Source organism: Candidatus Zixiibacteriota bacterium (assembly GCA_034003725.1).
In the GTDB taxonomy this organism is placed as follows: Bacteria; Zixibacteria; MSB-5A5; order GN15; family FEB-12; genus WJMS01.
Map to the genome: position 1 here is coordinate 194,720 of JAVEYB010000003.1, position 13,503 is coordinate 208,222.

Here is a 13,503-nt window from a genome sequence, read left to right on the forward strand (position 1 = left end):
GGCTCAGGACCTTTTTGTCAGAGAGATCGTCACCGTGGTGCCTTCACCCTCGCGCGAAACGATATCAAGCTGCCCGCCCATCTCTGCGACCGATTTTTCCACGATTGCCAGTCCCAGTCCGTGCCCCTGCGGCTTGGTCGTGAAATACGGAAGGCGCGCCGATGCCAGTGTTGACTCATTCATCCCCGGTCCGTGGTCGGCGACGGCGATGTCCACCCGATGCGGATGCTCGGTCACGCTGACCGTCACGTTTCCCTTTCGGTCGGTGGCGTCCAGCCCGTTCTGAATCAGGTTGTGCAGGGCCTCGCGAAGGTAGGCGACGTCGACCGCGACCACACAGGGCTGCTCCGGCAACTGCGCATCGACCCGGTACGGCGCGTCGGCGTCTCTATACAATGTCAGCAGGTTGCCGACCAGCTCGTTGAGGTCGGTTTCCACTAAGGCAGGTGGCGGCAGTTTGGCGAGGTGCGAGAACCGCTCCGCCAGTTGTTTCAGATGGCGAACCTCATCCGAGGCCGCCTTGAGCGGCTCGTATACCTTGTCGTACTGGTCGCTGTCGATCAGCAGACGCTCCATACGGTAGAGGGAGACGAGAATCGGCTGCAGCGGGTTTTTCAACTCGTGTGCGAACCGGCGGGCCACCTGCCGCCACGCCGCCACCCGTTCGGTCGCCCGCAGGCGCGCGGTCGTGCTTTCCAGCTGGATCGCCATCTGGTTGAAGCGCTCGATCAGGTTGCGGACTTCCTGTTCCCCTCGGGGCTCAACGCGCGCGCGAAAGTCGCCGTCCGCGATGCTTGTCGCCGCATCGCTGAGTTCGGCCAGCGGTTGCGCCAGACTGCGCGCCAGGTGGCGGGAGCGGAGCGACGCAAACAAAACCGTCGCAAGGGCGAGGGTCAAAAACAGTCCGCCGAGAAATATCGTATAGCGCGACTGCAACTCGCGGAACCCGGACCGTCCGGCCATGTCGCGCTGGATCGCCCGCTCGAGCGATCGAAACTGAGTCCCGTGCGCGAACCCCGCCACGAGAAGCCGGTCACCCATCTGGACGGCCCGGTACTGGTAAATCCTGCCCCCGGCGTCGGCGTACCCCTGATCGCGCGAGCGTGCCGCCAGCAATATCGCCGCCGCCGCGTCCGGCCCCACCACGTCGGCGCCGCGGGGAAGTTCCACCACGCCGTCGACTGCTCGAAGCACGAAGTCCGCGGAGACCGCGCTGAGCGTATCGGCCGAATATCGGGAAAGATCATCCGCAAGACGGCTGTACAGCAGCCCGGCATAATACTCCGCCACCGTGTTTCGTCCCTCGTTGTCGTATCCGAAGCTGGACGATCCCGCGTGTACGACGAGATAATACCCCGCCGCCGCGAGAACCGCGGCCGGGACAAGCGAGAAACCCAGAAACAAACGAAAGAGCTTTTGCCCGAACCCGATTGCCATGTCATTTATTTCCGGCGAAACCGTTCATTGTAGTCTGCCAGCGCCTGCACGTGCGCCTGGAACGCGATATTGCGCGGCGTGGCGTCAAACGGAAAAAACACCGCCTCCGACGCATCGTCCCCCGGCGCCAACTCGCCGCCGATCCGGCGCCCATGGTAAAGAATCAACACGGCGTTGTTACGCCAGTCGTCCCGGCCGCTGTACACCTCAAACAGACCCGTCAATTCTATATCCAGCCCCGTCTCTTCCTTCACTTCCCGGATCGCCGTCGTCGTCGGATGTTCATCCCACTCCATGAATCCCGCGGGGATTGTCCAGTCGCCGATTCGCGGCGGGTGGGCGCGCCGGACCAGCAGGATGCGGTCGCCCTCCACGAGGATCGCTCCCGCCGCCGGGATCGGGTTCTGGTAGTAGATGTAATCGCACGATTCGGACGGACAGGCCAGCCGCCGACGGCCGTCGGCGATTACCTCCTGAAGCGGTGTGGCGCAGCGCGGACAATACCGAAACCCCATATAGAGGTCCTTGCGCGCGAAGAGCGCCTGTTCATCGAATGTCTTGTACTTGTCGTTCATCGAGTACGGCCCCCCGCGTGGTCATCTTCAGCGTTATTATCGTGGTGTCGTCCTGCGGCGGCGTCGACGGATCGAACGCCCGCACGTCATCCAGTATTCCTTTCATGAGGTCGTCCGGCTCGAGGTGGCGGTTGGACCGTACGAAGTCGCGTATGCGTTGCTCGCCGTACTCCTGGCCCATCTCATTCATCGCCTCGGACAACCCGTCGGTGAAGAAAAACATCACGTCCCCCGGAGACAGGCCGACTCTCGTCGACTGGTACTCCATAAACGGAAACGCGCCGATCACCGGGCCGCCGATCTCCAGCAACTCGATATCCCCGTTCGAACGCACCAGAATCGGGTAGTTGTGGCCGGCGTTGGCGTATTCGAATTCGCCGGTCTCCCGGTCCAGTTCCCCGTAGAACAGCGTCACGTACTTTTCGGACGACGTCGACAGCGCAATCTGCTTGTTCATGTTCCTCAACATGGCCGCGATCGAATTCCCGTTGTTGACCTCGCTGTGGATGATCGCCTGTATCTGCGCAATCAGCAGGGCTGCCGGCATGCCCTTGCCCGACGCGTCGGCGATCACGATCCCCACCCGCGATCGGCCGTCGATCTGGATGAAGTCATAGAAGTCTCCTCCGACCGTTCGCGACGGTTCCGAGACCGCACAGATCACCGAGCAGGGGAGACTGGGCGGCTGCGACGGCAACAGATCGAGCTGAATCTGCCGCGCCATGGTGACTTCTTCCTGCAGACGGATTCGCTCCAGCGAGTCGACATACAGCCGTGCGTTGGTGAGCGCCGACACCATCTGGTTGGAGAGCACCCCCAGCAGATTGTAATCCTCGGGAGAGTAGCGATACCCGGCCACTTTCGCCGTCAGCGCCAGGAATCCCAAAAGGTGCTCGGTGTCCTTCATGGGAAGGATGAGCTTGACGCGAAGTTCCGTGAGCGTATCGGCCAGCGACGAACCCTCCCCGTAGTCCGCCAGCGACGCATATGACGTCGGGCGGTCGAGCAGGTTGATCCCCCGCAACATCATGTCGTCGCGCCGAACGATCGTGCGACGCGCGTAGTCGTCGCTGGGAAGAATCGCGTATTCGCCGATCTCGTCGTCGTACAATACGAAAAACACTTTCTCGACCAGCATCGCCGTCTTCATCGTATCCTCGATCTTCCGGCGAAGTTCGGTCGGGTCGAAAACCGAGATGATGTCGCGGGAGAACCGCTCGATAATGTTGCGATGGTCGCTGCGGGTGCGCATGAACATCGACCGTATGGCGCCGTCGATCCAGTTCGAAATCGGCTGGAACAGCAGCAGCATCAGGATAATGAGAATGTACCCGACGATCTCCGCCCGCTCGCCGAACAACGGCCGGGTGAATTCGGTGACGCGGACGCCGATCACGATATACAGCCCGACCAGCGCCGCCGATGTCACCGTGTAGATCAGCGACTGGCGAAACACGAGTCGTACGTCCAGAAACTGGTGCCGCACGATTGCATACACCACGAACACCGTCCCCACCAGCGCCGCCGCGAGAAAGATCGCCTCGCGCACCTCTTCGGTCACCGTGCTTGCCGCCAGCAGGCTGCCCAGCAATCCCGCGACATACAGGCCGATTCCCAGCCGCACCGCCCACACCATCGCCTCGGTCTGCGGGACCAGGCGCGGATTCGTCTGCAGCCGCCGGCCGGACTCGAGAAAGTACACCGCCACCGCCACGTACAGCAGATTGATCGAACCGAAGATCGCCGCCTGATTGGAAATGATATACCCGATAAGCAGCAGCATGATCTGCAGGACATAGGCGAACGGCCGCATCAGGGCCCCCGAGAACCCGCCCTGCGCTTCACTCGCCGACACCGTCACCAGAAGCCGGTCTATGTCGAAAAAGAACAGCACCAGAATCAGGTGGATCACCTGGGGGATAAACACGAAATAGCGGAACCGCGGATGACGGAACTCCCTGAGGCGATCGACCGGGAAATACCATGAGAAAACCACGAGCGTGGGGAAGAACAGCTCCCACATGTGGTACAGGTTGTACATGGCCGAGCCGCCCGTTCCCGGCGCCGGCTGCTGCATGATCGAATCAATCGCAACCGCCAGCGGTCCGAGCCCGGCAAAAAACAATACTCCCCCGGTCGCGCGGTTCAGACGGCTGCCGAAGTTGTCCCGGACGACCGTAATCGCCAGAAACACCAGGAAGCCACCCACCACGAAGTGGAGGAGGGTTTTTACCAGCTCAGCATCCATATAAGACTTCTGTCAGGCTTACAGGCGTGCGGATAGTGTCAGGCAATCGCTTTCGAGATGCTGATGGTCGTCCCCCGCTTGCTCACCGCGATGTCGACTTTGTCCATCAGCTGCTCGACGATAAATATCCCGCGGCCGACTTCCTTCAGCAGATTTTCTTCCTTGAGCGGGTCGTCAATCTCGGCCGGATTGAACCCCGTGCCCTCGTCGGCGACATCGATCGTTACCGTGTCGCCCTCTCGTCGCATCGAGACCGTTACCACTCCGTTCGGCGACGCCTTGTTGCCGTGCACGACGGCGTTGTTGACCAGTTCCGACACCGATATCGCGATGTCGGCGATAACGGAGGCGGAGGTGCCCCAGTCGCGCAGCAGGCCCTCGACGAATTCGTCCACATCGGCAAGGAACCGCGTGCTCGAGGGGATGATGATCGTGTTTCCGGATATCTGCGGTTTGTCCATAGATGACGGCACTCCAAAAAAACAGGCAGACATCCGGACGACGCCTACCTGCCATAGGTATGATATTACAGCGATATGATCTGCATCGGCTAGCGTTCGAAGCTTTTGATGGCGTCTTCGACGCTATCGTGAGTCTCAAACACCGTCACCAGTTTGGTGATGGTCAGAAGTGACTGGATCTTGTCGGTCACGTTGGCCAGTTTCAACTCACCCTGGTTGTTGCGAAGCGTCGTGTAGCCCGAGATCAGAATACCGAGTCCGGTCGAGTTCATCCAGTCGACCTGGGCCAGATCGATCACGACGCGCTTCTGGTTTTTCTCGATGTACTCATACAGCTTATCGTGCAGCAGGCTAGCGTCCGGACCGCCCATGATTTTTCCTTTTGGCTCCAGAATCACCACGTCGTCCTGAATGCGGTCACTGAGTTTCATGTCGCCAGCGCCTCCCGAATGTGGTTACAGGTCAGTACGTTACAAACATGGTCGGGTTTCAAGGTCGGGCTGCTCATGCCGATCATCGGCATCCATCCACGTCTCGTCTCACGCGGCTCAGGCATCCCGAAATCCGCCTAACTTGTTAATTAGCTTGGTAGTGGGGGGAAAGTCAAGGGCTTTTCGGGCGGCCGCGCCCCGCCCGAAAAACCCCCTGCGTAGGTCTCGATATCTAGATCGCCGGACGAAGCGCGGTTGCCGTCAACGGCTTGTACTCAAGAGCTTTGGTCGGACAGAACTTTGCACACGCCGGGTCGCCGCCGCACAGATCACATTTGACCACCAGGCCCTGCGGCTCGTCGAACAACGAACACCCGAACGGACAAGCCGCAATACAGGCCATGCACTTCACGCATTTCGCCTGATTGATCTCCATCGCCCCGGTCTCCGGGTTGCGGGCGATCGCACCGACCAGGCACGATTTGGCGCAGGCGGGATCCTCGCACTGCAGGCACGTCACCGGAATGAACAGGTCCTTGAACCCGCCGCCGAGGGCGAAGATGCGCGTGCGTCCCTGCTTGCCGTCTCTGGCGTGCGCGAACGAACACGCCAGCTCGCAGGTGCGACAGCCGATGCACAGCTCCGGCTTCACGACAAACCGATGGGTCATTTCTTCTCCTCCGTGACGCTCCAGCGTGTGATGGCGGCCATCGTCGACACCAGTTCTCCCCGGTGGGATTCGTCGTTTACCCGGAAGTACTCCTTCGGTAGGTCGCGATGCTCGCTCAGATACTCCGCAAACTCCCGGGTGATGGTCGGTCGGCCGGTCTTTTCGCACGTCAGCAGCTCGAATGTCCTGTCCCAGATCTTCCGGGTGGCGCCGTTGTCTTCGTATTTGATATACCGGGTCGGGCACGCTTGTGCGCACGCGAGGCAGCCGACACAGGCCGGCGGCGGCTGGTGCAGCGGCGGCGCCACTTCGCGGCCGTGCCCCCGGTTCACCATCGATATCGCCGAAAACCCCATTTCGTCGCACACGCGCGTACAAATCCCGCACAGAATGCAGTCGTTCGGCTCCGGCACGACCTCGAACGTTGTCTTCGTCAACCCGTGTTCCGCCGCCAGCTTCTGGATGAGCGGCGTATGGGGATTCCGCGCCAGAAACAGATCCAGCAGGCTTTTGCGCAACTCGATTATCGTGTCGCTGTGCGTGCTGACAATAAGGTCCTGTTCGGCGGGGTAGAGGCAGGCGGTCACGTGGTTCTTCCAGCCGTTCCAGGACTCCTTGGTGATCTCCACCATGCACAGGCGGCAGCCGCCGTACGGTTCCACCGCCTCGTGGTGACACAGCGCCGGGACGTCGATCCCCATCCGCCGGATTACGGCGAGCAGGTATTCACCCTTTTCCGCCTGAACGACCTTGCCGTTTATGGTCAGTGTTACCATGCGTTACTCCCTAAAAGACCGCGATCGCGTCCCGGGTGCACGCCGCCACGCAGGCGCCGCACTTGGTGCACAGCTCCTGGTTGATGACGTGCGGTTTGGTTTTCCTGCCCGTGATGGCGTGCACCGCACAGGCGGAAATACAGGCCATGCAGCCGTCGCACTTCTCGGGGTTTATCTCGTACGTGATCAACTCGCGGCACACGCCGGCCGGACACCGGTGGTCCCGAATGTGCGCCAGATACTCGTCGCGGAAATTCGAGATGGTCGACAAAAACGGGTTCGGACCCGACTTGCCCAGACCGCACAATGACCCCAGCACCACCATCTCCGACAGGCGCTCCATCTTTTCGATATCCTGCTCCGTCCCGCGACCTTCGCTGATGGCGATCGCGAGCTTGTGCAACTGGTAGAGCCCCTCCCGACAGGGAATGCACTTCCCGCACGATTCGGAGACGAGGAAGGACAGGAAGTACTTCGCGACGTCCACCATGCAGGTCCGGTCGTCCATCACGATCATGCCGCCCGATCCCATCATCGAACCGTGCGTGGTCAGGGTATCGAAATCGACCGACAGGTCGAGATGCTTCTCGGCCAGACAGCCGCCCGATGGTCCGCCGGTCTGGACGCCTTTGAAGGGACGGTCCTTGAGGAGGCCGCCGCCGATATCGAATACGATCCTGCGCAGCGTCGTTCCCATCGGCACTTCGATCAATCCCGTATGCCGGACTTTGCCGACCAGCGAGAATGCCTTGGTGCCCGCGTTTTTCGGCGCGCCGATCGATGTAAACCACTCGGCGCCGTTGGTGATGATCAACGGCACGTTGGCGTAGGTCTCGACATTGTTCAGAACGGTCGGCTTGTCCCAAAGGCCTTTGACGACCGAGCGCACATACTTGGCGCGCGGCTCGCCGACATTGCCCGCCACCGACAGCATGAGCGCCGAGGATTCCCCGCACACGAATGCGCCGGCGCCCCGGTTGATGTGAATCCGCAGCGAAAAGCCGGTGCCGAGAATGTTGTCGCCCAGAAGGCCGAGCCCTTCGGCCTGTTCGATCGCCTTCTGCAGGTTGATCACGGCCAGTGGGTATTCCTCGCGCACATAGATATACCCGTCGTTGGCGCCGACCGCGAAGGCCGCGACAACCATGCCTTCCAGCACGGTGTGGGGATCGCCTTCCATGATGGCGCGGTCCATGAACGCCCCCGGGTCGCCCTCGTCGCCGTTACAAACGACATAACGAACGTCGGATTCGACCGCCCGGCACGACGCCCACTTGCGGCCCGCGGGAAATCCGCCGCCGCCCCGGCCGCGAAGGTTCGACTTCGTAATCTCGTCGATCACGTTTTCCGGGGTCATGTGCAGCAGCGCTTTCGCCGCGCCGTCGTAGCCGCCGACCCGAATGTAGTCGTCGATATCACACGCGTTGATCTTGCCCAGGTTGCGCAGGGCCAGACGGGTCTGGTACTTGTAAAAGGGAACGTCCGGATACGTCGCGATCGCCTCGTTGCTGTGCGGGTCGTGGTATACCAGCCGCTCGATCACCTCGTCGCCCGCGACTGACTTTTCGATAATCTCCGCGACGTCCTTCACCTTCACCTTGGTGTACAGAATCTGCGCGGGCTCGATCGCTACCAGCGGAGACTTCTCGCAAAACGAATGACAGCCGGTCTTTTTGACCGCCTCCACCGTCACGCCCGCGATCCGTTTCTTCGCGAGTTGTTTCGTGAACTCCTCGCTGATCTGCTCGGAACCCGACGCCAGGCAGCCCGGGCCGTGACACACCATGATCTTCTTGGTCAGCTTCCGATCGGCGTCGACCAGCTTCTTGCGGTAGTCGCGTAATTGTTTTTCGGACTCGATGCGCATATTACCTCTTCGCGACCAGCTTCTTGACCGTGTTCACTTTGCACTGCGGGTGATAGCGTTCGTTGGTCATCACCACCGGCGCCATCGCGCAGGCGCCCACGCAGCCGACCACCTCGAGCGTAAACTTGCCGTCGGCGGTCGTCTCGCCGGCTTTGATCTTCAGCGCCGTTTCCATCTGTTCCTGAATCTGCCGCGCGCCCCGGATATGGCAGGCCGTGCCGATACACACCCGCACCACCGTGTCGCCCTTCTTGTTCAGAGAAAAGGCGTTGTAAAACGTCGATACCGAAAATACCTTCGACAGCGGCACGCCCAGCGACTTCGCCGTCTGTTCCAGCGCCTCACACGGCAGGAAGCTGAACTCCTTCTGGATGTCCTGAAGGACCATGATGAGCGACGACGGCTGCTGGGGATAACGACCGATAATCTCCGGCACCTTCGCAAGGTCGTGCTTCATGCCTTTACCTTCTTTCCGGGGGCGCTCTTCGCGGCTTTTTGTCCCAGTTCGTACCCCGCTTTCATCACGGCGCGGTTGATGTCCAGCAAATCCTTCTTCGACCCCAGCTTCTCTTCCAGCACCGCCAGCAGGTTCTCATACTTGACGACCCCCGTGGCTCCCACGAACGCGCTGAGCATGGCGATATTCGTGGCTTTCGGCGACCCGGCGTCGAGCGCCATCCGGTTGGCCGGCACGAGAATTTCGGTGATATCCGTGCGCTCCGTGGTAACGTCGATCAGCGACGAATTCACTATCAGCAACCCACCCGCCTTTATCCGGGGGCTGAATTTGTCGAACGACGGTCGGTTGAACACGACCGCCGCCCGCGGACTGGATATGATCGGAGAGCCGATCCGCGCGTCCGAGATTACCACCGTGCAGTAAGCCGTACCGCCGCGCATTTCCGGACCGTACGACGGCAGCCACACCACGTTTTTGCCTTCCTTGATGCCGGTGTAGGCGAGAAGCTGCCCGGCGACCATGATTCCCTGGCCGCCGAATCCGGCCCAGAGCACCTCATACTGTCCCATCAGCGCACCCCCGCACTGTCCGGCTGCTTGAAGCAGCCGAGCGGATAGTAGCTGAACATGTTTTTCTCCAGCCATTTGGTCGCTTCGGTCGGCGTGAGACCCCAGTTCGTCGGGCAGGTCGACAACACCTCGACCAGCGAGAAACACGTCCCGGATGTCTGGTATTCAAACGCCCGCCGCACGGCTTTTTTCGCGCGAATGATGTGCATCGGCGAATGCACCGACACGCGCTCGATATACCCCGGCGTCACCAGCGTCGCCAGCAGCTCCGACATGCGGACCGGATACCCGGTCACACTCGTGTCGCGGCCGTGCGGACACGTCGAGGTGATCTGTCCCGCCAGGGTCGTCGGCGCCATCTGACCGCCCGTCATCCCATAAATCGCGTTGTTCACGAATACAACGGTGATTTTTTCGCCCCGGTTGGCGGCGTGCACGATTTCACCCATGCCGATCGACGCCAGGTCGCCGTCCCCCTGGTACGTGAACACGATCATGTCGGGACGGATACGCTTGAATCCGGTGGCCAGCGCCGGCGCCCGGCCGTGCGGCGCCTCCAGAAAGTCGCAGTTGAAGTAATTGTAGATCAGCACCGAGCATCCCACCGGCGCCACGCCGACCGCACGTTCGCGAAGCCCCAACTCGTCCAGCGACTCCGCCACCAGCCGATGAATGATCCCGTGCGTACAGCCCGGACAGTAATGGGTCACGGTCTCGGCAAGCGACTCCGGTCGCCGGAATATCGTTTTGTGTGCCTGTTCGATGTGCATAGGTTATCCCTTGCGCGCGCGCTTCGAAACCGACCCGGTCGTCCGCCCGACCTTCGCCCGCGCCGACTTCTTCAACAGGTTCTTGATCTGCTCTTTCGCTTCCTCGGGCGACGGCACGATTCCGCCGGTCCGCCCGAAAAATCTCACCGGCTTCACTCCCTGTACCACCCGCTCCACGTCCTCGACCATCTGCCCGCAGCTCATCTCGATCACCAGTATCGACTCGATGTTTTTGGCGTCGACCTCTTCGCGAAGCTCCTTCTCCGGATAGGGGAACAGGCTGATCGGCCGGAACAACCCCACCGAGACGCCCTCACGCTCCAGCTCGTCGATCGCCGTCTGGCAGATACGCGCCATCGTTCCGTACGAAACGATCAGCAGCTCGTTTTTCGGATTGATCTTGTACCGCTCGAACCGCACTTCCTCGGCCTTCATCTGCTCGTACTTGCGGTGCAGAGTCAGCGAGTTCTCTTCCAGCTTGAGCGGATCCAGAAACAGCGACTTGATAATTCTCGGCTTGCGCCCCCGGGCGCCCGTGGCCGCCCACGCCTCGTTGGCCGTCGGATCGCCCGCGTCGAATGTGTCCGGGAACTCCACCGGCTCCATCATCTGGCCGATCATGCCGTCGCCCACGATCATCACCGGGTTGCGATACTTTTCCGCGAGCCGGAACGCGCTCATCGTCAAATCCACGGCCTCCTGGATCGAGGACGGGGCCAGACACAACACGCGGTAGTCGCCGTGTCCGCCGCCTTTGGTCGCCTGGAAATAATCCGACTGCGCGGGAAGTATGCCGCCGAGGCCCGGACCGCCGCGCATGATATTTAGCATGACGCACGGCAGCTGCGCGCCCGCGATATATGAAATCGCCTCCTGCATAAGGGAGATGCCGGGGCTCGACGACGATGTAAACACGCGCCGCCCAGTGGACGCCGCGCCGAACAGCATGTTGCCCACCGCGATCTCGCTCTCGGCCTGCAGGAAGACGCCGCCCACCTCCGGCATGCGCCGCGCCAGATACTCCGCCACCTCCGTCTGCGGCGTGATCGGGTAACAAAAATAGTTGGTCGCGCCTGCCCGGATCGCCGCCTCGGCGATCGCCTCGTTGCCCTTCATCAATATTCTCGCCATACCGGTTCCTCTACGCAGCTCAATACTGGAACAGCACGTACCTCGTCCCGTGCGTGTGAACCTCGATCGCGGCATCGGGACACGTGATCGCACAAATGGTGCAGCCGATACAGCGCGACGGGTCGTGCATCTGCGCGTAAAAATACCCGCGCACCGTGATGTCTTTCGACAGCGACAATATCTGCTGCGGACAGGCTTTCACGCACAGCTCACAACCCTTGCAATGGTTTTTGTCGATTGTAACGCCTGGCATGCGGTCTCCCTTTATCTGCAGGCACTCCCGTCAGGCCCGCTTCTCCCACGGCTTGACCAGCGACCGGTCCAGCGGCAGGGCCGCGAGATCCTTCACACGCGATGTCATCTCTTCGACGATCGGACGGAGGGCGCTGACAAACACGATCGGCAGCCCGGTCGCCTCGCTGACGTGCCGCGTCAGCGACAGCCCCTGCAGCACCGTGTCCGTGGTCGTATATTCGAGCAAATGGGTGTTGCCGATCAGCCCGGTAAACCGAAGCCGCGAGGCCGTCTCGATCTCCCCGATCAGCTTCCGCGTTCCCTCCACCGTCGATGTAAACGGCCGGTTGGCGTTCAGCACCAGAAAAAGCTCGTAGCTGTCCGGCATAAATGCGTCGGCCAGCGAACTCAATACACGCGATCCGACATCGTCGCCGCCGACATCGAGGATCAAGTACCCGTCGTGCTGCTTGATCGCGCTGTGTATTTCGGGGATTATTATCGGCAGGTCGGCATGCACCTGGTCGCCGGGGGGAACGATCGAACGAACACCCAGCGCCGCCAACTGTGATGCCGCCTCACGCGAGCGGAAATACGGATTGACAATATCAAGATCCGCGATAGCCACCGGTTCGGGCTGCGTGAGGGCGAGAAAGCGCGCCAGGTTTACGGACACTTCCGACTTCCCCGAACCATACCCGCCGACAATCACCAGCAGGCGCTTGTTGAACGAAGGAAGTCTATATTGTCCCAATTCAACCATGACACCCTCGGACGTGTACGGCAGCCGCACCGACTCTGTAAGCCGCTGTCCGGTCTGCCCTTGTATAATAGAAACCAAAAACGTCCTAATTACTCTTCGATTACTAATATCGCCCGCCAACCACCGAAAGTCAAGCGCAGTTGTGAAAAAAATAACGAAGATGGTCGCCTTGACAGAGTCGTCGAAGATTATTATGTTGTGCCGCTGTAAATACTTATGCCTTAATAAGGGTACCTAATGGCTCCTGTTTTTCATATAAAATCTGTCGCCCGCCGTCGCGGCCAACAAATCACCTTCATCTGGATCGCCGTGGTGTCGCTCGTCTGCCTCGGTTTGCTTTTTGTCTCCTGCAGCCGGGCTGAGAAACGCGGTGACCGGCCCGCTCCCGACGGACCATCGATTTACGACGACCCGAAATATGCGGGATGGCAATTCTACGAGTGCGGACAGGTGAAACTGTTTCATCCGCCTTTGCACCTGCACGAGGCCGAGTTCCCCGATCGGTGCACGATGTACAACCGCTCCATTACTAACATCAGCGAGATCCTCGGCATCACCCGCCCGTGGGACACGCTGGTCGTGTTCACGTACACCGGCTACGGTCAGGGGCGGGAACTCACCGGACGTCTGTACCCGTTCGCACAGGACAGCATCATCCACTTCTGGGTCCCGTCGTTTGTCGGACCGACCCTGACCGACTGGATGATCCCGCACTGGGCGCCCGGCACGCCCAAGTACGGGTTCTGGCGCCACGGTCTTCGCGCGCTGTTTGATTTCTCCGGCCAGAACTACCACCGCGGCGTCTATGACCTGATCGAGGCGGGCCGATTCATCCCGCTGGACAGCCTCGTCCGCGACACCTCGATCGACAGCGATACGGAGCGGGAGCAGTCCGCCGAGGCGGCCTCGTTTATCGCCTATGTCCTTGCCGATTTCGGTCCCGCGACCCTGCGCCGCGCGTATTCGTCGAAACTGATCTTCAACGAGATGGTCATCCGCGAGTTCAACCGCACGACCGATTCGCTGCAGGCCGACTGGCTCGCCTTCGCCCGCGAGTACGTGCCCGACTCCATCTGGCAATCCTATAAAAACGTGAGATAATCTTTCGCAT

The 13,503-nt window shown here is 60.8% G+C and carries 15 protein-coding genes; 1 reads left to right on the plus strand and 14 read right to left on the minus strand.

Features of this window, described 5'->3' with window-relative positions; all coding sequences use genetic code 11:
* Window positions 1-3 precede the first annotated feature (3 nt).
* The 14 genes from RBT76_05620 to RBT76_05685 form a co-directional block, all read right to left on the minus strand.
* Window positions 4-1,437, minus strand: a complete 1,434-nt coding sequence (locus tag RBT76_05620; protein MDX9857247.1) for an ATP-binding protein — start codon at window positions 1,435-1,437, stop codon at window positions 4-6.
* A gap of 5 nt (window positions 1,438-1,442) precedes the next feature.
* The gene (locus tag RBT76_05625; GenBank protein ID MDX9857248.1) at window positions 1,443-2,012 is read right to left on the minus strand and encodes an NUDIX hydrolase; all 570 of its coding nucleotides are present in this window, start codon (window positions 2,010-2,012) and stop codon (window positions 1,443-1,445) included.
* Complete coding sequence (locus RBT76_05630; protein MDX9857249.1) at window positions 1,984-4,260, minus strand: PP2C family protein-serine/threonine phosphatase; 2,277 nt, start codon at window positions 4,258-4,260, stop codon at window positions 1,984-1,986. The genes RBT76_05625 and RBT76_05630 overlap by 29 nt, the downstream gene beginning before the upstream one ends.
* Window positions 4,261-4,298: 38 nt before the next feature.
* Window positions 4,299-4,721: an ATP-binding protein gene (locus RBT76_05635; protein MDX9857250.1), complete on the minus strand. Its 423-nt coding sequence runs from the start codon at window positions 4,719-4,721 to the stop codon at window positions 4,299-4,301.
* An 89-nt stretch (window positions 4,722-4,810) separates the two neighbouring features.
* A complete protein-coding gene (locus RBT76_05640) occupies window positions 4,811-5,152 on the minus strand; it encodes an STAS domain-containing protein (protein MDX9857251.1) in 342 nt (113 codons plus the stop codon).
* 232 nt (window positions 5,153-5,384) lie between these two features.
* Complete coding sequence (locus RBT76_05645) at window positions 5,385-5,822, minus strand: 4Fe-4S dicluster domain-containing protein (protein MDX9857252.1); 438 nt, start codon at window positions 5,820-5,822, stop codon at window positions 5,385-5,387.
* The gene (locus RBT76_05650) at window positions 5,819-6,598 is read right to left on the minus strand and encodes a 2Fe-2S iron-sulfur cluster-binding protein (GenBank protein ID MDX9857253.1); all 780 of its coding nucleotides are present in this window, start codon (window positions 6,596-6,598) and stop codon (window positions 5,819-5,821) included. The genes RBT76_05645 and RBT76_05650 overlap by 4 nt, the downstream gene beginning before the upstream one ends.
* Window positions 6,599-6,608: 10 nt before the next feature.
* Window positions 6,609-8,465, minus strand: a complete 1,857-nt coding sequence (locus RBT76_05655; GenBank protein MDX9857254.1) for an NADH-ubiquinone oxidoreductase-F iron-sulfur binding region domain-containing protein — start codon at window positions 8,463-8,465, stop codon at window positions 6,609-6,611.
* 1 nt (window position 8,466) lies between these two features.
* Complete coding sequence (locus RBT76_05660) at window positions 8,467-8,922, minus strand: NAD(P)H-dependent oxidoreductase subunit E (GenBank protein ID MDX9857255.1); 456 nt, start codon at window positions 8,920-8,922, stop codon at window positions 8,467-8,469.
* Window positions 8,919-9,494 carry a 2-oxoacid:acceptor oxidoreductase family protein gene (locus tag RBT76_05665; GenBank protein MDX9857256.1) on the minus strand — a complete coding sequence of 192 codons (576 nt, stop codon included), beginning with the start codon at window positions 9,492-9,494 and terminating at the stop codon, window positions 8,919-8,921. Before RBT76_05665 ends, RBT76_05660 begins: the two co-directional genes overlap by 4 nt.
* A complete protein-coding gene (locus RBT76_05670) occupies window positions 9,494-10,264 on the minus strand; it encodes a thiamine pyrophosphate-dependent enzyme (protein ID MDX9857257.1) in 771 nt (256 codons plus the stop codon). Before RBT76_05670 ends, RBT76_05665 begins: the two co-directional genes overlap by 1 nt.
* Before the next feature lie 3 nt (window positions 10,265-10,267).
* Window positions 10,268-11,395, minus strand: coding sequence for a 3-methyl-2-oxobutanoate dehydrogenase subunit VorB (gene vorB / locus RBT76_05675; GenBank protein ID MDX9857258.1), 1,128 nt, complete (start codon window positions 11,393-11,395; stop codon window positions 10,268-10,270).
* A gap of 19 nt (window positions 11,396-11,414) precedes the next feature.
* On the minus strand, window positions 11,415-11,648 hold the full coding sequence (locus RBT76_05680; protein MDX9857259.1) for a 4Fe-4S binding protein: 234 nt from the start codon (window positions 11,646-11,648) through the stop codon (window positions 11,415-11,417).
* Window positions 11,649-11,678: 30 nt separating this feature from the next.
* Window positions 11,679-12,392 (minus strand): hypothetical protein, encoded by a 714-nt coding sequence (locus tag RBT76_05685; GenBank protein MDX9857260.1) that lies wholly within the window; start codon window positions 12,390-12,392, stop codon window positions 11,679-11,681.
* 237 nt (window positions 12,393-12,629) lie between these two features.
* On the opposite strand from RBT76_05685, the gene RBT76_05690 reads away from it, so the two are divergent.
* Window positions 12,630-13,493, plus strand: a complete 864-nt coding sequence (locus tag RBT76_05690; protein ID MDX9857261.1) for a hypothetical protein — start codon at window positions 12,630-12,632, stop codon at window positions 13,491-13,493.
* The last annotated feature ends 10 nt before the right edge of the window (window positions 13,494-13,503 follow it).